The organism is Rhizobium sp. BK008 (assembly GCF_014197345.1).
Classification (GTDB): domain Bacteria; phylum Pseudomonadota; class Alphaproteobacteria; order Rhizobiales; family Rhizobiaceae; genus Rhizobium; species Rhizobium anhuiense.
The window spans coordinates 340,903-362,764 of record NZ_JACIFK010000001.1 but is presented as its reverse complement, the minus strand read 5'-3'; the positions used below and the strand labels follow the sequence as shown (position 1 = coordinate 362,764).

The window sequence follows — 21,862 nt, the reverse complement described above, 5'->3', positions numbered from 1 at the left end:
CATGCAGGATCAACTGAAGCTCGACAATTTCATCTGCTTCGCCGTCTATACGGCAGGCCACGCACTGAACCGCGTCTACAAGCCGCTGCTCGATGCTCTGGGACTTACCTATCCGCAATATCTGGCGATGGTTTCTCTATGGGAGCAGGATGGCCAGACCGTCGGGGGCCTCGGCGAAAAGCTCTTCCTGGAATCGAGCACGCTGACCCCGCTGCTGAAACGCCTGGAAACCGCTGGTTATGTCAGACGCGAACGCAGCCGGGAGGACGAACGCGTCGTCGTCATCCGCTTGAGCGAAGAAGGCCTTCGCCTGAAGGAAAAGGCGATCGGCATTCCCGGCTGCATCGCCGCTGCCAGCGGCCGCGATGCCGTCGATCTCACTCGGCTGCAGAGCGAGATCGTGGCGCTGCGCGAGGCGTTGAATAGAAGCGTGGCTTAGCTGTTGAACAGCAGATGGCTATCACAGAGCTTGTGATAGCCCCTTCTGCCCTGCCGGGCTCGGGGTCGAACCACGGGTCTGACCCGTCCTTCGGACCCCCTACAGGTTGGGAGATCGGCTGGGCGTGATGGCTTCCCCAAACAACTGGCCATCACATGAACCGCAAATTTAAGGCGAGGCATAGCTTCTTGCCGATCTCCCCTTGTGGGGGAGATGTCAGGCAGGCCAAGCGTGTGCCACACGGCACACGCCCTAACTTCACAAAACGCCGGCAATCATTGCAAGCCCAGCTCTACGTCCGCCTCTTCTTGCCTTCGAACGGATTGTCCGGCGAGCGGAAATGGATGCGGATCGGCACGCTCGGCATGTCGAAATCGGCGCGCAAGCCATTGATCAGGTAGCGCGTATAGGATTCCGGCAGCGCATCGGAGCGGGTGCAGGAGATCATGAAAGCCGGCGGGCGGGCTTTGACCTGCGTCATGTATTTCAGCTTGATCCGTCGGCCGGAAACCGCCGGTGGTGGATGTTGGATCTGCTGCGTCTCCAGCCAGCGATTGAGACGCGCCGTCGAAATGCGTTTGTTCCAGACCCTGTCGGTATCGATGATCGACTGCATCAGCTTGTCGAGTCCCCAGCCGGTCTGGCCGGAGATCGGCACGGCGCGGATGCCGCGCGCCTGCGGCAGCAGCCGGTCGGTCTTTTCGCGCAGGTCGGCAAGCACCGCCTGCCGGTCTTCGATCATGTCCCACTTGTTGAAGGCGAGCACGGCCGCGCGCCCCTCGCGCAGCACCAGGTCGACAATCTGCAGGTCCTGCTTCTCGAAGGGGATCGTCGCATCGAAGACGATGACGACGGTTTCGGCGAAGCGGATGGCGCGCAGCGCATCGGCGACCGAGAGCTTCTCCAGCTTCTCGATCACCCGCGCCTTGCGGCGCATGCCTGCGGTGTCGAACATCTTGATGGTGCGGCCACGCCAGTCCCATTCGACCGAGATGGAGTCGCGGGTGATGCCGGCCTCCGGCCCGGTCAAAAGCCTGTCCTCGCCGAGGAAGCGGTTGATTAGTGTCGATTTGCCGGCGTTCGGCCGGCCGACGATCGCCACCCTGAGCGGCTTGGTGTCGTCATAGACGGGCTCTTCGTCCTCGTCCTCACCCGCAGTCTCGGAAATGTCGACGTCGGTGACGGCAACATCTTCCTTCGCATAGGCCCGGTCCTCGCCGATCGCCGCGACGATCGCGTCGCGCAGGTCGATCATGCCCTGTCCGTGTTCGGCCGAAATCGGCGTCGGTTCACCGAGGCCGAGTGTATAGGCGTCGTAAAAGCCGCTGTCGGATCCGCGCGCTTCGGATTTGTTGGCGACCAGCACCACCGGCTTGCCGCGCCGGCGCAGCATTTCCGCAAGGGCGGTGTCCACGGGCGTCAGCCCGCTTTTGGCGTCTACGACGAAAAGCGAAAGATCTGCCTCATCGATCGCCGCTTCTGTCTGCGCGCGCATCCGGCCCTGCAGGCTTTCCGCGTCGGCCTCTTCCAGACCGGCGGTATCGATGATCGTGAAGGTCAGGCCCATCAGCCGCGCATCGCCCGGCCGGCGGTCGCGGGTCACGCCCGGCGTGTCATCGACAAGCGCCAGCTTCTTCCCCACCAGTCGGTTGAAAAGCGTCGACTTGCCGACATTCGGACGACCGACGATGGCGACCGTGAAACTCATTCTTTTTCCTTAAAACTCAGCCCTGTGCGGCGGGCGCCTTGCCGGATGCGGTAATGAGATCAAGCATCATATGGGCGCGATTGGCAACATTGCGCGGGCTATCGGTATCATCGACGATCGACTGGAACCACTGGCGCGCCTGCGCCATGTTGCCGGCCTTATAGGAGGCAAGGCCGAGCGCTTCGCGCGCCGAATGCCGGAAGGCGTTGCCCGGCACGGCCATTTCCTCGATCGCAGCCGAAACCTGCTCGTAGCTGCCATTTTCGATGAGCAGCCAGCCGGCGCGCATTCTGGCGGCATCGCGCACGGCGGCAGGAACACCATTGTCCTTGCCGATCTCGTTGAAGGCGGCGATCGCCGCGCTAGCGTCGCCCTTCTGCGCCTGGACCGTCGCGGCCCGCATGCGCGCCAGCACCGGATAGGCGCCGTGGCCTTCCTTCTCAAGCTTGTCGAGCGCGGCCAGCGCCTCGTCGTTCTTATTCTCGTCGGCAAGCTTCATCGCCGCCAGGAACTGGTCGCCGGTGCCGGAGGAGCGGTTGTTGTCCCAATATTCGTAGACGACCTTGCCGGCGGTGCCGACGACGATCAGGATGGCAACGGCAATGATATAGCGGCCGAACCGGCGCCAGACGCCCTTCATCTGGTCAGACCGCAATTCCTCATTGACTTCACGGATGAAGCTGTCGTCGTTGAATGCCATTCTCGTCTCCGGCCGCGGAAATACCCATACACATGCAAAACGCATATTGTCGGCCTTCTACTCCATTTTGCCGCTGTTGTAAGGGGGATGTGAAAGATTAGAGCAATTCCAGGAAAAGTGCGAAGCGGTTTCCCAGGCAAAGCGCGAAGCGCTTTTGCCGGGAATTGCCTAAAACAAAAAATTAGAGCGGTTCTGCGCTTCCATGAAAAGCTGAACCGCCCTATCCCTAACGCGTCCGACAGGACGCACTAAGGACGCTCTAACACTTTGAATCCGCGCATAATCCTTTCCGAAAATCGGAATCGATTTTTGGGGTTATGCGCCGGTCACATCACGAGCGGCGAGACCCCGATCAACCATTCGTGCAGCTTCCAGATGATCAACGCCCAGGCGACGACGCCGATGACGACGGCATAGAGGTCGTATTTGGCCGAGACGAAGGGCCGGACCACAATCTCGCCCGCCCGCTGCCGCCGTTTGAGCGAGATGCGCAGAATGACGCCCCAGGCGAGAAAGGCTGCAAACAGCAGCACCGAGGACGTCTCGCCATTGGCGAGCAGATGCGCCAGCGCCCAGATCTTCACCGACAGCACCATCGGATGTTTGGTCTTCGTCGCGATATGCCCCGCCGGCAGCAGCGAGGCGACGAGACAGATCAGTGCGATCAACATTAGCGTAATCGCGATATGCGCCGTCCAGACCGGCGGATTGTAAAGCATGCCGGTCACCGCGCGCGCCTGCCCGAAACCGTAGATCAACAGGATCAGCGTGGCCAGACTCGCGATCGAATAGGCCGCCCGCCAGCCCGTCTCGCCGAGGCTTGCGATCATCGAACGCCGGAAACCGGGGGCCACCACCCGCACCAGATGCACTCCGAGGAAAAGTATGATGCCGACGATAAGCAATGTCATTGCGAGTCCCTTCCGTGCCGTTTGTCATGGCTTAGAGCCTTTCCTGGTCAGATTGAAGCATTCTGTTGGCTCAAACGGAGTCGGATGGTCGACCGGCCGGCGCGCGTCGTAGCCCAGTTCTACGGCCAAGCCGGCCGGTCGATCAGCCGGCCCGTTTCAGCCAACCCGAAGGGCCGGGCATCTTTCCGCCAGGATCAAAGGCGATCGGCTCGGACGTACCGTGGGGTATGCCCTTCGCCAATCGCCTCTGCCCTGACGAAAACCTGCTCCGGCAGCATGCTTCAAGCTGACCAGGAAAGGCTCTAACGGCTGGCGTAAATAAATGCCAGCGAGACCGCAGCTTCGCCGCATTTCTGTTAGAGGGAAACCGCGAACAAATTGTCGCGGTGTCCATGTCCCGTTTTTTCCTCTCCGCCTGTCTGGCTGCCTCGTTCCTGCTCCCGGCAACCGCCGAGGCGGCCGACCGGCCGAAACAGCTCGTCATCATTTCCTTCGACGGCGCCCACGACAATGCGCTGTGGTTGAAGAGCCGCGAGATGGCCGCGAAGAACGGCGCCCACTTCACCTATTTCCTCTCCTGCACCTTCCTGATGAACGATGCGGCAAAGAAGGCCTATCAGGCGCCGCACCAGAAACGCGGAAAATCCAATGTCGGCTTCGCCCAGAGCGACGACGAGATCCGCGAACGCCTTGGCAATATCTGGCACGCCCATCTTGAAGGCCACGACATATCGAGCCATGCCTGCGGCCACTTCGACGGCCGCCAATGGAGCGAGGCCGACTGGTCGGCCGAATACGCGACCTTTCGCGCGACGTTGAAGAATGCCTGGAAGAGCGTCGGCCTCGAGGAGCCGGCCGGTTGGCAGGAGCTGGTCGACCACGGCATCAAGGGCTTTCGCGCCCCCTATCTCTCGGCGACAGCGGACGCCGACATGACCGCCGCAGAAAAGAAGGCGGGGTTCAGCTATGATGCGAGCCTTGTCACCAAGGGCCCGGCCATGCCCGTCGAGGAAGACGGCATCATCCGCTTCGGCCTGCCGCTGATCCCCGAAGGCCCGAATGAAAAGCCGATCATCGGCATGGACTACAATCTCTTCGTCCGCCATTCCAAGGGCGAGGAAGACACGGCCGATTCCGCTGAATTCGAGGCGCGCGCCTATGCCGCCTTCAGGGAGGCATTCGACAAGCAGTATGCCGGCGCCCGCATCCCGCTCCAGCTCGGCTTCCACTTCGTCGAAATGAACGGCGGCGCCTACTGGCGCGCCCTCGACCGCCTGGTCAGCGACGTCTGCCACCGGGCTGACGTCGCCTGCATCAGCTATTCGGAAGCGATCCCGATGATCGAGGCGCGCGGGAAGCTGGAGCGGGCGTCGGGTCTCTGACGGCGTGGCACCACATCAGGATTGATGGCACCATCGCCGAGACGGCGTATCATGCCGCCCCTCATCGCCCTACGGGGCATCTCTCCCCAAGGGGAGAAGGAGGAATCGAGACCCTGCGGCAAGTCTCTTCTCCCCAACGGAGGGAAGGTGCCGGCGGGCAGATGAAGAGCCCCACGCGCCGACATTTGGATCACGGACAAGTCCCGTCCATCAACCGTCAGCATGCACGACGCCCGCGTCACGCTCCAGGTAGCGCTGGTCGATATCCGGCAGCGGCTCGTCGTCGATTGCCGCTTCGAAGGCCTTGAGGCGCTTGTGGATGGAGAGCAGCTCGATGATCGTTGTCCAGGAGTTGACGAGATACTGGAACGAGTTGCTGACCTGTCCGAAGGCGGTCGAGATCTGCTGGAAGATCCCGTAGGTGATGGCGCCCGCCACGATCGTCGGCACCAGCATGAAGACCACGAAGAGCGCGTCGGCCTGGATATAGAAATAGCGGGCGACATTGAAATACATGTAATGAAAATACATCCGGTAATAGTTCCTACGAACGTTGCCGAAGAGCTCACTGACTGTCAGCGGCTGAGCCCGTTCCGCATGGTCCTCGCCATAGACCAGTTCCTTGCGATAGGCTGCTTCGACGCGCTGGTTGCGGAAGTTCAGGCCCGGCAGCTTGACACCGGCGACCGCCAGCAGAACCGTGCCGAACGCCGACCAGAAGAGCGCCAGCCAGAAGAGTGAATTCGCCACCGGGCCGACGAATGGCAGTTCCGTCACATAATGCGATAGCGCCAGAAGGATCGGCAGGAATACCACGAGCGTCATCACCGAGTTGATGAGGCTGATACCAAGACCTTCGAGCGTGCTCGAAAAGCGCATCGTGTCTTCCTGAACGCGCTGTGAGGCACCTTCGATGTGACGCAGCTTTTCCCACTTCGACATATAGAAATTGTTCATCGCTGTTCGCCAGCGGAAGATGTAGTGGCTGGTGAAGAAGTCGGTCATGATCGACACGAACATGCTGAGAAATGCGATCTGACAAAAGATCCACATCAGGCTGTAGAAATTGTCGACGGAAATGCCCGGCTGCTTCGACAATGCGTTCTGCAGAAGATCGCCGAACGGCCGGCGCCAGTTGTTGATCACCACGGTGATCTGAACGCCGAAATAGGTCACGAAGATGATCAGTGCCGAACCCCAGATCGACCACAGTTTCCAGGGGTGGCGCAGCGCCTTCAGATGCCATGCGCCGCAGAAGATCACTGCCGAAAGGAAGAAATAGCTGTAAAACCAGACGTTTTCTGGGAGCAGGAAAAACGAAAGGTCGATCGGCTGCTGTTCCTCGGCAACCGGTGCGAAGCCCAGCGATGCGCCGAGACCGGCAGCGAAGAGATACCAGCCGGCAATGGAAATCAGGGTCCAAACGACGAGTGAAGTAAAGAACGCCTTTGGCTGTGGAAAAAAGGAATGAAACACGGGAGGGCTTTGCTTTCCTGAACTGTGAGTCTCGGGAGTGTCGTGGAACACGGATTGTGCCGGAAACTAAGGCAGTTCCAAGGAAGCAGCAATGGGTTCGGCCCATTGTTACGGAGATGTAACCGGTTAAGCGATTTTCCTGATCACCGGCATGACAAGCGCTGCGCAGGCGACGAGCGCGATGGCGGCAATCACCGTCGGGACGGTGAAACTGCCGCTGCGCTCGGCAATCCAGCCGGCAACAACAGGCCCGACGATCTGGCCGACGCCGAAGGCGGCCGTCATCATCGCCAGGATCCGCCGCGGGCTCTGAGGCGAAAGCTTGCGGCCGATCTGCAGCCCGTAAGCCGTGATCGCCAGGAAGGTCGCCCCAAACAGCGCCCCGCCGATCAGCGGTGCGACGGCAGGCGGCAGCGCCACGGTCGCGGCCACGCCCGCGGCCTCGACCAGAAGGGCCGCGACATAGACGCCGCCAAGCCCCAGCGATCTGACCAGTGGCTTCCAGGCAAACAGCGCGACCGCCGCCGTCAGGCCGGCGATGAACCAGCAGAGGAATTCGACGAAGGGCCCGGTTGCAGAAAGGCGCGCGATGGTGACGAGGAAGGTCGCGGTGATGACGTAGCCGAAACCGAACAGGCCGTAGGAGAGCGTCAGCAGCACCATCGGCTGGTTCCAGACCAGCGCCGGTTCCCTGCCCGCCTGCGCCGATTGCGCCGGCGCCGCCGGCAGCAGCAGGAAAACGACGACGAGGCTTGCCGCGCAATAGAGCGCCCCGCCGATCCAGTCGGCCCGCCAGCCGCCCGACCCATCGTGAAAGCCGAGGCCGATCAGAAACACCATGACTGAGGACAGCGCGATACCCACTCCCGGCCCACCAAAATGCGCCGCCTGCACGTGGTCATTGCCGGCAGCAGCTCCGTGACTGAGCACGATCGACGAGGTGAAGACCAGCGCAAAAGCGCTGGCGAGGCCGGCCAGGAAGCGGATGACAGAGAAGATCGCGACGGAATCGGTGGCAGCCATGGCGGCAAGCAGGATCGCCGTTGCCAGCAGCGACAGCAGCGCAACCAGCCGCTCCCGACCCGCCGCCCAGCCATAGGCGGCAAGCACTGCGCCGACGAGATAACCGACGAAATTCGCCGACGCAATGAAGCCGGCATCCGCGGCCGAAAGCGGCACGCCGCTGATCATGCCCGGCAGGATGGGAGTATAGGAGAAGCGCCCGAAGCCCATGGCGGCCGCCATCGCAACGGCGCCGGCAGCGGCAGTGGAGACAAGGTTCGGCCGGGAGTGACGGGTGCGCTCGAGCATGCAGCGCTTATCGCGCCGCAACATCCGCACCACAATCAAGTAATTCTGATCGATCGATCAATTTCCCCGAACATCAAAAATTCTCGGCCGCACTTGAAAGTAGTTATCGTAAGATATATGTTTTACGACATAGCTAACGATACATCCAACGATGAAAGGAAGGGCAATGAGAGGTTTTAAAGGCGGCATGTTCGGCGGAGATTTCCGCATGGGCCGCAAATTCGCGGCGGGCGATCTGCAGCTCGTCATCCTGGCACTGCTCGCTGAGCAGCCGCGCCACGGCTACGAATTGATAAAGATATTGGAAGAACGTTCGGGCGGCTTCTATGTGCCGAGCCCAGGCGTCATCTATCCCGCACTCACCTATCTCGAGGAAACTGGCCTTGCCGAGGTGGAGGCTGAGGGCGCCAAGAAGCTCTACCGCATCACCGAGGCCGGCCGCAGCCGCGTCGAGGAAAACCGCGCCATGATCCTGCATACCTTCGCCAAGCTGGAACGCATCGGCGAGAAGATGGCCCATGTGAAGCGCGTCTTCGAAACCGATCGTCACGGCGCCGACGAGGGCGATGACGGCGATTTCATGCAGGATGGCGGCGATATTCGCGCCGCCCGCATGCTGCTGCGCTCAGCCCTGCGCATGCGCTATCCCTGGTCGAAACCCGAAGCCGCCCGCATCGCCGGCATACTGGAACGTGCCGCCACCGAAATTCTGCGGGGCGGCAGGCCGGAAACGCGGGGGTGAAGACGGGGTTAGCGCCGACGCACGTCGGGTTCGAGGACGCCGCGCCGCTCCCCCAAGAAGCCTCATCCTGATGCGCCTCGCAGGGGCCTCGAAGGGCGAGGCGGGTGCACTGACGCCGGATGAATGCAAGAAGCGACAAGCAAGTATGATCCTTCGAGGCTCCGCCCTACAGGCTGCGCACCTCAGCAACGGCAACCTACAAGGATGAGGAACGTTGGCGAGCTGCCCCTACCCCCGCGCATCCGGCAAGGTCAAAACCACCGGGCCGTTGCGAGTCGCCACCACCGTGTGCTCATATTGCACGGTCGGCGCCTTGGGATCGGCATAGAGTGTCCAGGCATCGTCGCCGCCCTCGGCCCATGTGGCGCCGAGCGAAAGGAACGGCTCGACGGTGAAGACGAGGCCTTCCGTCATCATCCGCTTTTCCGAAGGGTCCGGCCAGGTCGAGAGCTCGGCCGGCTCCTCGTGCAGCGATCGCCCGACCCCGTGGCTCGCCAGATTGGCGACCAGCGTATAGCGGTTCTTCTGCGCAAAGGCGCCGACTGCGGTGCCGATCTTGGCCAGCGGTTCGCCCGATTTCACCTGGTTGAGCCCGACCCAAAGCGCCCGCTTGCCGTCGCGGCAAAGCCGTTCGATCTTCGGCTTGACCGGCGGCATCGCGAAGGAGGCGCCGGTATCGGCGAAGAAACCGTCCTTCTCCGCCGAAACGTCGATATTGATGAGATCGCCGGCGCGGATGACGCGCGGGCCGGGAATGCCGTGGGCGATTTCCTCATTGATGCTGATGCAGGTAGCACCCGGAAACTGGTAGCAGAACTCCGGCGCCGAGCGCGCACCTGAATTCTCGAGCACCTTGCGGCCGATCCCGTCGAGCTCCAGCGTCGTCATGCCGGACTCCATCGCTGCCGCCATCACCTGGATGGCGTTGGCGCAGATGCGGCCGATCTCCTTGAGCTTTGTCAGTTCGTCGTCGTTTGCGATAACCATTCGTCTGTCCCGGCCGTGCGCAGGGCGGCCGCGGCCACCTCAAGCTGAGGCTTTCGCCCCTTCACCCTTTTCAGTCAATGCCTTTCTGACGATCGGCGCGACTTTCGTCCCGTACAGTTCAATACCACGCATGATCTGATCATGCGGCATCAGGCCGATCGCCATCTGCAGCAGGAAGCGGTCGTTCCTGAAAAGCGCGTGATGGGCGATGATCTTTTCGGCGACCGCCTCGGGATCGCCGACGAAGAGCGCGCCGTTCGGCCCGCGCGACATATCGAAATGCGCCCGGTTCGTCGGCCCCCAGCCGCGCTCGCGGCCGATGCGGTTCATCACTTCGGCCTGCGGCCCGTAAAACTGGTCGGCGGCGGCCTCCGTCGTATCGGCGATAAAGCCATGGACATTGATGCTGGTCTTCAGCTTCGCCTGGTCCTGCCCTGCCCGGCGCGCAGCCTCGCGGTAGAGATCGAAGAGCGGCGCGAAACGGCGTGGCTCACCACCGATGATCGCCAGCGCCACCGGCAGCCCGAGCGCCCCGGCGCGCGCCACCGACTGCGGCGTGCCGCCGACGGCGACCCAGAGCGGCAGCGGATCCTGCAGCGGCCTGGGATAGACGCCGCGCCCGTTGATCGGCGCGCGAAGCTCGCCCTTCCACTCCACAACCTCGCTGTCGCGCAGCGCCAGCAGCAGATCGAGCTTCTCCTCGAAAAGCTGGTCGTAGTCTTCGAGATTATAGCCGAATAGCGGGAAGGACTCGATGAAGGAGCCACGCCCGGCCATGATCTCTGCCCGGCCGTTGGAGAGCAGGTCGAGCGTCGAAAACTGCTGGAAGACGCGCACCGGATCGTCGGAGGAGAGCACGGTGACCGCACTGGTCAGCCGGATGTTCTTGGTTTTGACCGCGGCCGCGGCCAATACGACAGCAGGAGCGGATGCCGCATAGTCCGGCCGATGATGCTCGCCGAGCCCAAAGACATCGAGCCCCACCTGGTCGGCGAGCTCGATTTCCTCGATCAGGTTCTTCAGCCGCTCCGCCCCTTCGACACCTCTGCTGCCGGCAGGGCTCGGATTGACGTCGGCAAATGTGTAAAGCCCCAGTTCCATCATCGGCATCCTATTGAATTCCCGGCTGAGATAAGGATGGCTGGGATGGAGCGCAAATACAAATTGTGGAACGGAATGTTCGAGAATTTCGATGGCGGCATGATGTGTTTGGTGATCAGGCAGAGCGATCGATTAATTCGAATCTGAATTCAACCACTTCGAAGCGCCGGCGGATTCATCTTTCGAACCGCCTTAGATCGTACTTGAAGCGGCTGGACGGCGCACCCTCGCCGCGCCGTCCAGCCGCCGCTCACATCTTCGCCAGCAGCTCCGCCAGCTGATCGGCAGCCTTGCCCCACCCTTCGTGGAAGCCCATCTTCTCATGCGCTTCCTTGTCCTCGGCGCGCCAGTGCAGCGCCTTGGCCGTATATCTGGTGCGACCGTTGCCCAGATCTTCGAGCAGGATGACACCTGTAAAGAAAGGTTTCTCGGATGGTACCCAGGCGCTGGTATAGGCATCTGTGAAGACGATCTTCTCATTCTCGATGATCTCGAGATAGACGCCGCGGTTCGGATACTGATTGCCCTCGGGATCATGCATGACGACGAGACTGGAACCGCCGGGGCGGACGTCGAGCGTTGCGTCCGCCACACCCCAGGGACGCGGCACGAACCACTGCTTCAGCAGATCGGGATTGGTCCATGCCTTGTAGATCTTCTCGCGTGGCGCGTCGAATTCGCGCACGAGGACGAGTTCATGTTGCGTGCTGGCGGTCATTGCGACATCTCTCCATTTGAATGAAACCTGTCTCCTGTCAGGTTGTTACAAGGACGTGTCGACGTTCGCCGTTCCGACAGCGTACCGGCCTTTTCGGATTTTATTTTGCGATCGGCTGCGTGGCCTCTTCCTGCATCTTGTCGATCTGCCTGCGGATATGGGCGGCCTCGGCGGCCGAGTGGGCCAGGGCAATGGCGCGGTCGAAGGCTTCGCGCGCCTGGCTGGTCAGGCCAAGCTGCTTCAGCAGCCCGCCCCGTAAGCCGTGGTAGTAAAAATAGCCGCCGAGTTTTTCGCCAAGCGGATCGATGAGATCGAGCGCATCCTGTGCACCTTGGAGCTTGGAGACGACGACGGCCCGGTTGAGCGTTATTACAGGCGACGGCTGAAGGCGCTCCAGCGCGCGGTAGAGCAGGTCGATCTCCACCCAGTCGGTATCCCCAGCGCGTTTTGCCCGGGAGTGAACGGCGGCGATGGCTGCCTGCAACTGATAGGGGCCAGGCCGACGATGGCGCAGCGCCTTGTCGAGCAGCGCTAAGGCCTCGTTGATGAAGGGCTGGTTCCAGAGCGACCGGTCCTGATCCTCGAGCAGCACGATCTCGTCCTCGGCGCTGAAGCGCGCCGGCCGGCGCGAGATCTGCAGGAGCATGAGCGCAAGCAGCCCCATCAGCTCCGGTTCCGACGGGAAGATATGCAGCATCAACCGAGCCAGCCGGATCGCCTCGTCGCTGAAGGCAGCCGCCTCATGCCGGGGATCGGCCTGGCTGTAGCCCTCGTTGAAGATCAGATAGATCATCGTGCTGACGATCGAGAGCCGTTCGGCCCTTTCCTCAGGGCTCGGCGTTTCGAAAGGCACCCCTGCCTTGGCGACGCGCGCCTTGGCCCGGGTGATGCGCTGCTCCATGGCGCTTTCGGACACCAGGAAGGCACGCGCGATCTGCGGCACCGAAAGGCCGGAGACGATGCGCAGCGCCAGGGCGATCTGTTGGGTCGCCGGCAGGTCCGGGTGGCAGCAGATGAAAAGAAGCCGCAGAATATCGTCGCGATAATGGGAATCATCGAGCCGCTCGACAATATCGCTTTCGGCATCCTCGGTATCGGAGATGACGTCCTCATCCGGCAGAGCCTGGGTCTTCGCTCGTTTGCGCACAGCATCGATGCCGCTGTTTCGGCCGACGAAGATCAGCCAGGCTGTGGGGTCACGCGGCGGCCCTTTCTCCGGCCATGTCCGGATCGCCCTCAGGCACGCCTCCTGAAAAGCCTCTTCCGCGATATCGAGATTGCGGAAATAGCGCAGCAGCGCGCCGAGCGCCTTCGGGCGGGCCGATGCAAGCGCGAGGTCGATCCAGGCAATGTCTGTCATGATGAAGCATCTCCGGGCCTGAACACGTAGAAAGGCCGAATTTCGTAAGAGGTGGAACCTGGATTGACGGATGAAAGCTGCTTCGAGAAGGCGATCGCCTCGTCGAGCGTTTCGAAGTCGACCACATAGAAGCCGAGAAGCGCCTCCTTCGTTTCCGCAAAGGGCCCGTCGATGACCAAGGGTTCGTCCTTGCCCTTGCGCACGGTGGTCGCAGCGGTCGTCGGCATCAACCGGCCGACGGGGCCGAGTTTGCCGGATGCGGCAAGCGGCTCCTGCACGGCATAGAGTTTCTCCATGACGGCAGCTTCCTCCTCCTTGCTCCAGGCAAAGACGGTTTCCTCATGGGCGTAACAAAGGATTGCATAAAGCATCGCTCACTCCTCTTTCCGAATGACGAAGGAGTACCGCCTTGACCGACAGCGCGCATCAAAAAATTATGGGCGGAGATTCGTGATCTGCGGAGCACGGGCGGCGCCGTAGCTGAAGAATAGCGGTGCATCTCCTGGGACGAACGGAACTACATCCCGGCGCTGATCACCCCTCGCTCAAGGTCCGCTTGACCGCGTTCTTCCAGCCCTTGAGCTTTGCCGCCCGCAGCTTCTCATCCATATCGGGCTCGAACCGCCGATCCCGCTTCCACCTCGCCGAAAAACCGTCCTTGTCCGGCCACACCCCTGCCCGGCTGCCGGCGAGCCAGGCGGCCCCCAGCGCCGTCGTCTCGAGAATGACCGGGCGGTCGACCGGGGCATCGAGCAGGTCGGCAAGGCGCTGCATCGTCCAGGTTGAAGCGACCATGCCGCCGTCGACGCGCAGCACCGTGTCTTCTGTGCCGTTCTTCCAGTCCTTTTGCATGGCGTCGAGCAGGTCACGGGTCTGGTAGCAGACGGCTTCCAGTGCCGCCCGGGAGAGCTCCGCCGGACCGCTGTTGCGCGTCAGCCCGAAAATTGCACCGCGCGCCTTGGCATCCCAGTGCGGCGCGCCGAGGCCGGTGAAGGCGGGCACGAGATAGACTTCCTGTGTCGGATCGGCCTTTTCGGCCAGCGCGTTGGTTTCGGCGGCGCTGTCGATGATGCCGAGCCCGTCCCGCAGCCATTGCACGGCGGCACCCGCGATAAAGATCGAACCCTCCAGTGCATAGGTCGTCTCGCCGTTCAGGCGATAGGCGATGGTGGTCAGCAGCCGGTTTCTGGAACGCACCATATCGGCGCCGGTGTTGAGCAGCGCGAAACAGCCGGTGCCGTAGGTCGATTTCATCATGCCCGGCGCAAAACACGCCTGGCCGATGGTCGCCGCCTGCTGGTCACCGGCAACACCGAGAATCGGGATCGCTGCACCGAAGATGTCGGGATTGACCGTGCCGAAATCGGCGGCGCAATCCTTGACCTCCGGCAGCATGGCGGCCGGCACCCTCAGAATGTCGAGCAGATCCTCGTCCCACGTATTTTCGGCAATATTGTACATCAATGTGCGCGAGGCATTGGTGGCATCGGTGACGAAGCTCTTGCCACCCGTCAGCCGCCAGATCAGGAAAGTGTCGATCGTGCCGAAGCAGAGATCGCCCCTGGCGGCGCGTGCCCGCGCGCCTTTTACGTTAGCCAGCATCCAGGAAAGCTTCGTGCCGGAAAAATAGGGATCGAGGATCAGGCCGGTCTTCTTGGTGAACAGCCGCTCCAGATCCTGCCTTTTCAGATTGTCGCAATAGCTTGCCGTGCGCCGGTCCTGCCAGACGATGGCATTCTGGATCGGTCGCCCTGTTTCGCGCTCCCAGACGACGACGGTCTCGCGCTGGTTGGTGATGCCGAGTGCTGCGAGATCCTTGGCCTCGATCCCGGCGTCGCGCAACGCCATGTGGACGGTGGAGACGACCGAATCCCAGATTTCCTCGGGATCATGCTCGACCCAGCCGGAACGCGGATAGATCTGGGTGAATTCCTTCTGGCCCTTGCCGGCGATACGCATATCGCCGTCAAAGACGATCGCCCGCGTCGATGTCGTTCCCTGATCGATCGCCAGAACATATCCGCTCATGAAAACCCTCCCTCAACATGTCAATTGTCGAGGCAAATCAATAGGACACGGATGCGGGCGAGAAAAGCGAATAAAGCGGAATTGCCAGCCCGACGGCTTTGGGCATAACCTCGCAAATAACGCTGCAACGCAGCATCGCGATTTCAGGAGTGAAAAGCATGTGCAGAACAGTCGTCGTCACCGGCTCCACCAGCGGCATCGGCCTTGCGATCGCCACGGCCTTCGCCGAAATGGGCGACAACGTCGTCATCAACGGCTTCGGAAAGGTCGATGAAATCAAGGCGATCGTCGAGCGGCTTGAATCATTGTCCAAAGGCCGGGCGATCTATCATCCGGCCGACATGACGAAGCCCGCCGAGATCGCCGACCTGATCGAAACGGCTGACAAGACCTTCGACACCGTCGACGTCCTGGTCAACAATGCCGGCATCCAGCATGTCGAGAAGATCGAGGATTTCCCGATCGAAAAATGGGATCAGATCATCGCGATCAATCTGTCGAGCTCCTTTCATACCATGCGCGCCGCGATCCCGCTGATGAAGGCCAGGAAGTACGGCCGCATCATCAACATCGCCTCGGCCCACGGGCTCGTCGCCTCCCCCTTCAAATCCGCCTATGTCGCGGCAAAACATGGTATATTAGGCCTGACGAAGACGGCAGCACTTGAACTTGCCGAATTCGGCGTGACCGTAAACGCCATCTGCCCCGGCTATGTGCTGACACCGCTCGTCGAGAAGCAGATCCCGGATACCGCCAAAGCCCGCGGCATGACCGAGGAGCAGGTGAAGAGCGAAGTCATCCTCAAGGCGCAGCCGACGCGTGAATTCGTCAAGGCCGAGGAAATCGGTGCACTGTCGCTCTACCTCGCCAGCGACGCGGCCCGCCAGGTGACCGGAACGCATATCTCGATTGACGGTGGCTGGACGGCGGCTTAACCATTTGGAAAAAATAACCGGGAATATCATGAACGACAGCATCCGCTTCATCCTGAATGGCGAGGACATCACGCTCACCGATGTCAGGCCGACCGAGACGCTTCTCGATTTTCTGCGGTTGAAGCGACGGCTGACAGGCACCAAGGAAGGATGTGCGGAAGGCGATTGCGGCGCCTGCACCGTGCTCGTCGGGCGGCTTGCCGACGGTAAGCTCGCCTATGAATCCGTCAATGCCTGCATCCGTTTCATCGGTTCACTGCACGCAACCCATGTGGTGACGGTCGAGCATCTCGCCGGCAGGGACGGCGCGCTGCATCCGGTGCAACAGGCATTGGTCGATTGTCACGGCTCGCAATGCGGCTTCTGTACCCCGGGCTTCGTCATGTCGCTCTATGGCCTGTGGCTGACCAGGGAAAACCCCAGCCGCTACGAGATCGAAAAGGCGCTGCAAGGCAACCTCTGTCGTTGCACCGGCTATGAGCCGATCGTCAAGGCTGCCGAGCAGGTGAGCCTGATGCGGCCAAGCACCCTCTTCGATCCGCTGGAACGGACGCGATCCGAAATCGTCGCCCGGCTCTGGGCGATGCAGGCGAGCGGCACGATCCGGATTGCCAATGGCGACGACCGGCTGATCGTGCCGGCTTCGGTCCAGGCGCTCGCCGAAGTCCTCTCGCAGGAGCCTGATGCGATTATCGTCGCCGGCGCGACGGATGTCGGCCTCTGGGTGACGAAGCAGATGCGCAGGCTGAGCCCGGTGGTTTTCATCAGCCACCTCAGCGAATTGCAGTCGGTTGGGGAAGGCGAGGATGGCATCACCATCGGCGCCGGCGTCAGTTACACCAAGGCTTTCGAGGCGATCTCCAAGAAAATCCCCGCGCTCGGGCGGCTGATCGACCGCATCGGCGGCGAGCAGGTGCGCAATATGGGCACGATCGGCGGCAATATCGCAAACGGTTCGCCGATCGGCGATAGCCCACCGCCGCTGATCGCGCTCGGCGCGACGCTGACGCTTCGGTCCCTGCAAGGCCAGCGCAGAATGCCGCTCGAGGATTTCTTCATCGCCTATGGCAAGCAGGACCGGAAACCCGGCGAATTCGTCGAAAGCGTTTTTGTGCCCTATCCGGCAGCAACCAGCCGCTTTGCCGCCTACAAGATCACCAAGCGTCGCGACGAGGACATCACCGCCGTGCTCGGCGCCTTCCTGCTGACGCTCGACGATGCCGAGATGATCACCGATATCCGCATCGCCTACGGCGGCATGGCGGCAACGCCGAAACGCGCCCGCACGGTGGAGGCCGAACTGATCGGCAAACCATGGACGGAAGCGACGATCGAGGCGGCCCGTCCCGCCTTCGACGCCGATTACCAGCCGCTGACCGACTGGCGCGCCTCGGCGGAATACCGCCAGCTGACGGCAAAGAACCTGCTGACGCGGTTCTACCTCGAGACCGTCGGCGCGCCGGCGGAACTGCAGCGGTTCGAGGAGGTGGCGTGATGGAAAGATTGACCGTCGGCGCTGAGCCGCGAGCGCCCGGAGCATCGGCTGCGGGCAATCTCTCGACAGGGAGGCGCTAATGGACAAGTCCACCTTCGACGACCGCAAGGTTATCATATCAGGCCCGATGCACGGCGCGCTGCGGCATGATTCCGCGCATAAGCACGTCACTGGAACCGCCGATTATATCGACGACATTCCGGAACCCGCAGGCCTGCTGCACGGCGCCCTCGGCCTCTCCGACCGGGCGCATGCCAAAATCGCCGGCATCGACCTTTCCGCCGTCGCCGCCTATCCCGGCGTCGTATGGGTCTTCACCGGCAAGGACGTGCCCGGCGTCAACGACGTCAGCTCGAACGGCAGCCATGACGAGCCGCTGCTGGCCGAAACTTTAGTTCAGTTCCACGGCCAGCCGATCTTTGCCGTCATCGCCGAAACGCGCGACGCTGCCCGCCGCGCCGCGCGGCTGGCAAAGATCGACTATCGCGACCTGCAGCACTGGAGCGATATCGATGGTGCGCTCGCCAATGGCAGCCCGCTCGTCATCACCCCGATGACGCTCAGGCGCGGCGAGCCGGAAACGGAAATGACCAATGCGGCCATGCGTCTGAAGGGTCAGATGCGCATCGGCGGACAGGAGCATTTCTACCTCGAAGGCCATATCGCCGTAGCGATCCCCGGCGAGGACGACGAGGTCACCGTCTGGTCCTCGACGCAGCATCCGAGTGAAATCCAGCACATCGTCGGCCATGTGCTTGATGTCCCGTCCAACGCTGTGACCGTTAATGTGCGCCGCATGGGCGGCGGCTTCGGCGGCAAGGAGACGCAGGGCAATCAGTTCGCAGCACTCGCCGCCATCGCCGCCAAGAAGCTCGGCCGCGCGGTCAAGTTCCGCCCGGACCGCGACGAGGACATGAGCGCCACCGGCAAGCGCCACGATTTCCTCGTCGATTACGAACTCGGCTTCGACGCCGAAGGTCGCATCCACGCGGTCGACGCGACCTATGCGGCCCGCTGCGGCTTCTCCTCCGACCTCTCCGGACCGGTGACCGACCGCGCCCTCTTCCATGCTGATTCCAGCTACTTCTACCCCCATGTGCATCTGGTCTCGAAACCGCTGAAAACGCACACCGTTTCCAACACCGCCTTCCGCGGTTTCGGCGGGCCGCAGGGCATGCTCGGCGCCGAGCGCTTCATCGAGGAGATCGCCTATGCCCTCGGCAAGGATCCGCTCGACGTCCGCAAGCGGAATTTTTACGGCCAGCCGGGCTCCGGGCGCACGCTCACCCCTTACCATCAGGAGGTCGAGGACAATATCATCGCCCGCGTCGTCGAGGAGCTGGAAGAGACCGCCGGATACCAGGCGCGCCGCAACGCCATCATCGCCTTCAACCGCGACAGCCGCTATATCAGAAAGGGCATCGCGCTGACGCCGGTCAAATTCGGCATCTCCTTCACCATGACCGCCTTCAACCAGGCCGGCGCCCTCGTCCACATCTATCAGGACGGCTCGATCCATCTGAATCATGGCGGCACCGAAATGGGCCAGGGCCTCTACACCAAGGTGGCGCAGGTGCTGGCCGACAGCTTCCAAGTCGATATCGACAGGGTGAAGATCACCGCGACGACAACGGCCAAGGTGCCGAACACTTCGGCGACGGCGGCCTCCTCCGGCTCGGATTTGAACGGCATGGCAGCCTTCGACGCCGCCCGCCAAATCAAGGAACGGCTGGTGGCGTTTGCTGCCGAAAAATGGGATGCGGCGCCCTCCGACATCGTCTTCCTGCCGAACCGGGTGCGCGCCGGCGAGATCGAGATTCCCTTTCCCGATTTCATCAAGCAGGCCTATTTCGCCCGCGTCCAGCTTTCCGCCGCCGGCTTCTACAAGACGCCGAAGATCCACTGGGACCGCAAGGCCGGCCGCGGCACGCCCTTCTATTATTTCGCCTACGGCGCCTCCTGCACCGAGGTGTCGATCGACACGCTGACGGGCGAATATTTGATCGACCGTACCGACATCCTCCACGATGTCGGTCGCTCGCTGAATCCGGCGATCGATATGGGCCAGGTCGAAGGCGCCTTCGTGCAGGGCCTGGGCTGGCTGACGACGGAAGAACTCTGGTGGGACGACAAGGGCCGGCTGCGCACCCATGCCCCCTCGACCTACAAGATTCCGCTCGCCTCCGACCGTCCAAAGACCTTCAACGTGCGCCTCGCCGAATGGTCGGAGAACGCTGAGGCCACCATCGGTCGCTCCAAGGCGGTCGGCGAACCACCCTTCATGCTGGCGATCTCGGTGCTGGAGGCACTGTCGATGGCGGTGGCGAGTGTGGCCAACTACAAGGTCTGCCCGAGGCTGGATGCGCCGGCGACGCCCGAGCGGGTACTGATGGCAGTCGAGCGGATGAAGCGGGTGTAGGAGATGCGAATGCGTCCCGCTTGTTTATTGGCCTCGGCGGCTGATCGGGGCGGGCAGAGAGACTGGAACCGCCGTGAGACACCCACGAACCTACCGGTCATTCACCCATGACCGCCATCCGCCGCTTCCTCGCCGCCCACCCGGACAGCATCCTCATCGACATCACCGGCACACAAGGTTCGACCCCGCGTGAGGTGGGCGCTTTCATGCTGGTCTCGCAAACCGCCTTATGGGGCACGATCGGCGGCGGCCAGTTCGAGTTCATGGCGATCGGCAATGCGCGAGACATGCTGGCGGGAACCGGCGGGATGGCGGAGATGGATATCCCGCTCGGGCCCGACATCGGCCAGTGCTGCGGCGGGCGCACGCAATTGCGGTTTCGCCGGGTGACACAGGCGGTTGCCGAAGAAATCGAAGTCAGGCTTGCCGGCGAGACCGAGCGTCTGCCGGAGGTCTATCTCTTCGGCGCCGGTCATGTCGGTCGGGCGCTGGCCGCGGCCTTGGCGCCGTTGCCGCTGTCAATCACGGTCGTCGAGACGCGGCAGGAAGAAATCACCAGCCTGCCTCCCGAAACGAAGACGCGGCTCGTGCCGATGCCGGAAGCGCTGGTGAAGGATGTTGCGGCCGGCGGCGCGCTGGTCATCCTGACGCACGACCATGCGCTGGATTTCCTCATCGCCCGCGAGGCGCTGGAACGGACCGACCTCGCCTATATCGGCATGATCGGCTCGGCGACGAAGCGCGCCACGTTCGTAAGCTGGCTTTCCCGCGAGGGCGGCGGAGAACGTGGCTGGTCAGAACGCCTGACGCTGCCGATCGGCGGCTCGGCGGTCAGGGACAAGCGCCCTGAGGTGATCGCCGCGATGACCGCCGCCGAAATCCTGACGGCGCTTGCGGCCTACCGCATGCGTTCGTCCTCGCAGTAGGGATCGCGCCCGTCGAGGAAACCGAGATCGCGCTTGACGCGATCCGGCACCGTGTCGAGATCGAGGCTGGGCATGCGCCAGATCCGCGCCAGCTGGCCGCCGATGCGCCGGAAAACTCCAATGGCCGGCTGCGGCGGGCTTTGTTCGATAGCATAGCAATCCATGACATAACCCCAATGGTTTGATGGTATGAGTTGCAGTTTGCGGCTAAAAATGCTGTAATTCCAATCGAACGACCGTCTGCACGCATCAAGAGAACTTATCCATGAAACTTTCCAAACAATTTCCACTGAATGCGCTGCGCGTCTTCGAGACCGCTGCCCGGCTCGGAAGTTTCACCAAGGCAGGCGACGAACTCGGTATGACGCAGACGGCCGTCAGCTACCAGATCAAGCTGTTGGAGGAGAATGTCGGCGAGCCGCTCTTCCTGCGCCGTCCCCGCCAGATCGCGCTGACGGAGACCGGCGAGCGACTGGCGCCGAAGGTAACCGAAGCCTTTGCCATGCTGCACGACGCGATGGCGACGGCCCGCGACAGCGTCGAAGGCACGCTCGCCATCAGCTCGACCCATACCTTCGCCTCGAAATGGCTGGCGCCGCGCCTCGGCTCTTTCCACTTGAAGCATCCGGCGATCGCGGTGCGCTTTCAGGCAAGCTCTGACATCATCGATTTCACCCGCGAGCAGATCGATGTCGGCATCCGCTGGGGCGACGGCAACTGGCCGGGGCTGACGCTGCACCGGCTGATGGGGCTGGAGTTCACGCCGATACTGAGCCCGAAGCTGGCGGAATCCGCCGGCGGCATCAAGGAGCCGCGCGATCTCCTGAAGCTCGATCTCTTCGACGCCGGCGATATCTGGTGGAAACAATGGTTCGAGGCAGCCGGCGTCACGGAGACGGATCTCGATCGGCGCCCGCGCAACCAGCTTGGCTCCCAGGCCGTGGAAGCCGATGCGGCCATCGCCGGCCATGGCGTCGCCATCCTCCATCCGGCCTTCTATGAGGCCGAGATCGCGCTCGGCCGGCTCTACCAGCCCTTCGAACTGACCCGCAGCGACGGCAAGGCCTACTGGCTCGCCTACCCCGAAAACCGTCGCAACGTGCCGAAGATCAAGGCCTTCCGCAACTGGATCCTCGAGGAGATGAAGGCAGCCGGAAATTGATGCACGCCGCCTGAATTGTGCGGTGATTTTCTGACGACGCCATGCCGGACCCGGTTCGCGAG

The 21,862-nt window shown here is 62.3% G+C and carries 20 protein-coding genes; 8 read left to right on the top strand and 12 right to left on the bottom strand.

The window, feature by feature from the left end; all coding sequences use genetic code 11:
• Nucleotide 1: 1 nt before the first annotated feature.
• Nucleotides 2–439 (top strand): MarR family winged helix-turn-helix transcriptional regulator, encoded by a 438-nt coding sequence (locus tag FHT69_RS01655; protein ID WP_063474499.1) that lies wholly within the window; start codon nt 2–4, stop codon nt 437–439.
• A 292-nt stretch (nt 440–731) separates the two neighbouring features.
• Here the strand turns inward: FHT69_RS01655 and der are convergent, their stop codons facing one another.
• From der to FHT69_RS01640, 3 genes are all read right to left on the bottom strand, one after another.
• Entirely contained in the window at nt 732–2,147 is a 1,416-nt protein-coding gene (gene der / locus FHT69_RS01650) for a ribosome biogenesis GTPase Der (RefSeq protein WP_047611354.1), read from the bottom strand.
• 16 nt (nt 2,148–2,163) lie between these two features.
• Nucleotides 2,164–2,847 carry a tetratricopeptide repeat protein gene (locus tag FHT69_RS01645; RefSeq protein ID WP_063474498.1) on the bottom strand — a complete coding sequence of 228 codons (684 nt, stop codon included), beginning with the start codon at nt 2,845–2,847 and terminating at the stop codon, nt 2,164–2,166.
• Nucleotides 2,848–3,173: 326 nt separating this feature from the next.
• A complete protein-coding gene (locus FHT69_RS01640; RefSeq protein WP_063474497.1) occupies nt 3,174–3,758 on the bottom strand; it encodes an NnrU family protein in 585 nt (194 codons plus the stop codon).
• 392 nt (nt 3,759–4,150) lie between these two features.
• On the opposite strand from FHT69_RS01640, the gene FHT69_RS01635 reads away from it, so the two are divergent.
• Nucleotides 4,151–5,140 carry a polysaccharide deacetylase gene (locus tag FHT69_RS01635; protein WP_183904828.1) on the top strand — a complete coding sequence of 330 codons (990 nt, stop codon included), beginning with the start codon at nt 4,151–4,153 and terminating at the stop codon, nt 5,138–5,140.
• A 210-nt stretch (nt 5,141–5,350) separates the two neighbouring features.
• On the opposite strand, the gene sbmA is transcribed toward FHT69_RS01635, so the two are convergent.
• Nucleotides 5,351–6,616, bottom strand: coding sequence for a peptide antibiotic transporter SbmA (sbmA, locus tag FHT69_RS01630; protein ID WP_063474495.1), 1,266 nt, complete (start codon nt 6,614–6,616; stop codon nt 5,351–5,353).
• Nucleotides 6,617–6,742: 126 nt separating this feature from the next.
• Nucleotides 6,743–7,927 (bottom strand): YbfB/YjiJ family MFS transporter, encoded by a 1,185-nt coding sequence (locus tag FHT69_RS01625; protein WP_174824438.1) that lies wholly within the window; start codon nt 7,925–7,927, stop codon nt 6,743–6,745.
• 166 nt (nt 7,928–8,093) lie between these two features.
• On the opposite strand from FHT69_RS01625, the gene FHT69_RS01620 reads away from it, so the two are divergent.
• Entirely contained in the window at nt 8,094–8,669 is a 576-nt protein-coding gene (locus FHT69_RS01620) for a PadR family transcriptional regulator (protein WP_183904827.1), read from the top strand.
• A gap of 228 nt (nt 8,670–8,897) precedes the next feature.
• On the opposite strand, the gene map is transcribed toward FHT69_RS01620, so the two are convergent.
• The 6 genes from map to glpK all read right to left on the bottom strand — a co-directional run bounded on the left by map (nt 8,898) and on the right by glpK (nt 14,863).
• Nucleotides 8,898–9,656, bottom strand: a complete 759-nt coding sequence (map, locus tag FHT69_RS01615; protein ID WP_183904826.1) for a type I methionyl aminopeptidase — start codon at nt 9,654–9,656, stop codon at nt 8,898–8,900.
• A gap of 39 nt (nt 9,657–9,695) precedes the next feature.
• Nucleotides 9,696–10,757: an LLM class flavin-dependent oxidoreductase gene (locus FHT69_RS01610; protein WP_063474692.1), complete on the bottom strand. Its 1,062-nt coding sequence runs from the start codon at nt 10,755–10,757 to the stop codon at nt 9,696–9,698.
• Nucleotides 10,758–11,007: 250 nt separating this feature from the next.
• A complete protein-coding gene (locus FHT69_RS01605) occupies nt 11,008–11,475 on the bottom strand; it encodes an SRPBCC family protein (RefSeq protein ID WP_063474494.1) in 468 nt (155 codons plus the stop codon).
• Nucleotides 11,476–11,575: 100 nt separating this feature from the next.
• Nucleotides 11,576–12,835 (bottom strand): RNA polymerase sigma factor, encoded by a 1,260-nt coding sequence (locus FHT69_RS01600; protein WP_047611372.1) that lies wholly within the window; start codon nt 12,833–12,835, stop codon nt 11,576–11,578.
• A complete protein-coding gene (locus FHT69_RS01595; protein ID WP_011653034.1) occupies nt 12,832–13,206 on the bottom strand; it encodes a YciI family protein in 375 nt (124 codons plus the stop codon). The genes FHT69_RS01600 and FHT69_RS01595 overlap by 4 nt, the downstream gene beginning before the upstream one ends.
• Nucleotides 13,207–13,369: 163 nt before the next feature.
• Nucleotides 13,370–14,863 carry a glycerol kinase GlpK gene (glpK, locus tag FHT69_RS01590; RefSeq protein WP_132572791.1) on the bottom strand — a complete coding sequence of 498 codons (1,494 nt, stop codon included), beginning with the start codon at nt 14,861–14,863 and terminating at the stop codon, nt 13,370–13,372.
• Between the two features lie 158 nt (nt 14,864–15,021).
• Here glpK and FHT69_RS01585 point away from each other — a divergent pair, with 158 nt between their 5' ends.
• From FHT69_RS01585 to xdhC, 4 genes are all read left to right on the top strand, one after another.
• Nucleotides 15,022–15,798, top strand: coding sequence for a 3-hydroxybutyrate dehydrogenase (locus FHT69_RS01585; protein ID WP_183904825.1), 777 nt, complete (start codon nt 15,022–15,024; stop codon nt 15,796–15,798).
• A 28-nt stretch (nt 15,799–15,826) separates the two neighbouring features.
• Nucleotides 15,827–17,293 carry a xanthine dehydrogenase small subunit gene (xdhA, locus tag FHT69_RS01580; protein ID WP_097542059.1) on the top strand — a complete coding sequence of 489 codons (1,467 nt, stop codon included), beginning with the start codon at nt 15,827–15,829 and terminating at the stop codon, nt 17,291–17,293.
• Nucleotides 17,294–17,372: 79 nt separating this feature from the next.
• Nucleotides 17,373–19,712 carry a xanthine dehydrogenase molybdopterin binding subunit gene (xdhB, locus tag FHT69_RS01575; protein WP_183904824.1) on the top strand — a complete coding sequence of 780 codons (2,340 nt, stop codon included), beginning with the start codon at nt 17,373–17,375 and terminating at the stop codon, nt 19,710–19,712.
• A gap of 107 nt (nt 19,713–19,819) precedes the next feature.
• Nucleotides 19,820–20,638 (top strand): xanthine dehydrogenase accessory protein XdhC, encoded by an 819-nt coding sequence (gene xdhC, locus FHT69_RS01570; protein ID WP_183904823.1) that lies wholly within the window; start codon nt 19,820–19,822, stop codon nt 20,636–20,638.
• On the opposite strand, the gene FHT69_RS01565 is transcribed toward xdhC, so the two are convergent.
• On the bottom strand, nt 20,611–20,802 hold the full coding sequence (locus FHT69_RS01565) for a hypothetical protein (RefSeq protein WP_183904822.1): 192 nt from the start codon (nt 20,800–20,802) through the stop codon (nt 20,611–20,613). The two genes, xdhC and FHT69_RS01565, sit on opposite strands and share 28 nt — an antisense overlap.
• Before the next feature lie 101 nt (nt 20,803–20,903).
• Here FHT69_RS01565 and FHT69_RS01560 point away from each other — a divergent pair, with 101 nt between their 5' ends.
• A complete protein-coding gene (locus FHT69_RS01560; protein WP_183904821.1) occupies nt 20,904–21,800 on the top strand; it encodes a LysR substrate-binding domain-containing protein in 897 nt (298 codons plus the stop codon).
• Nucleotides 21,801–21,862: the final 62 nt, after the last annotated feature.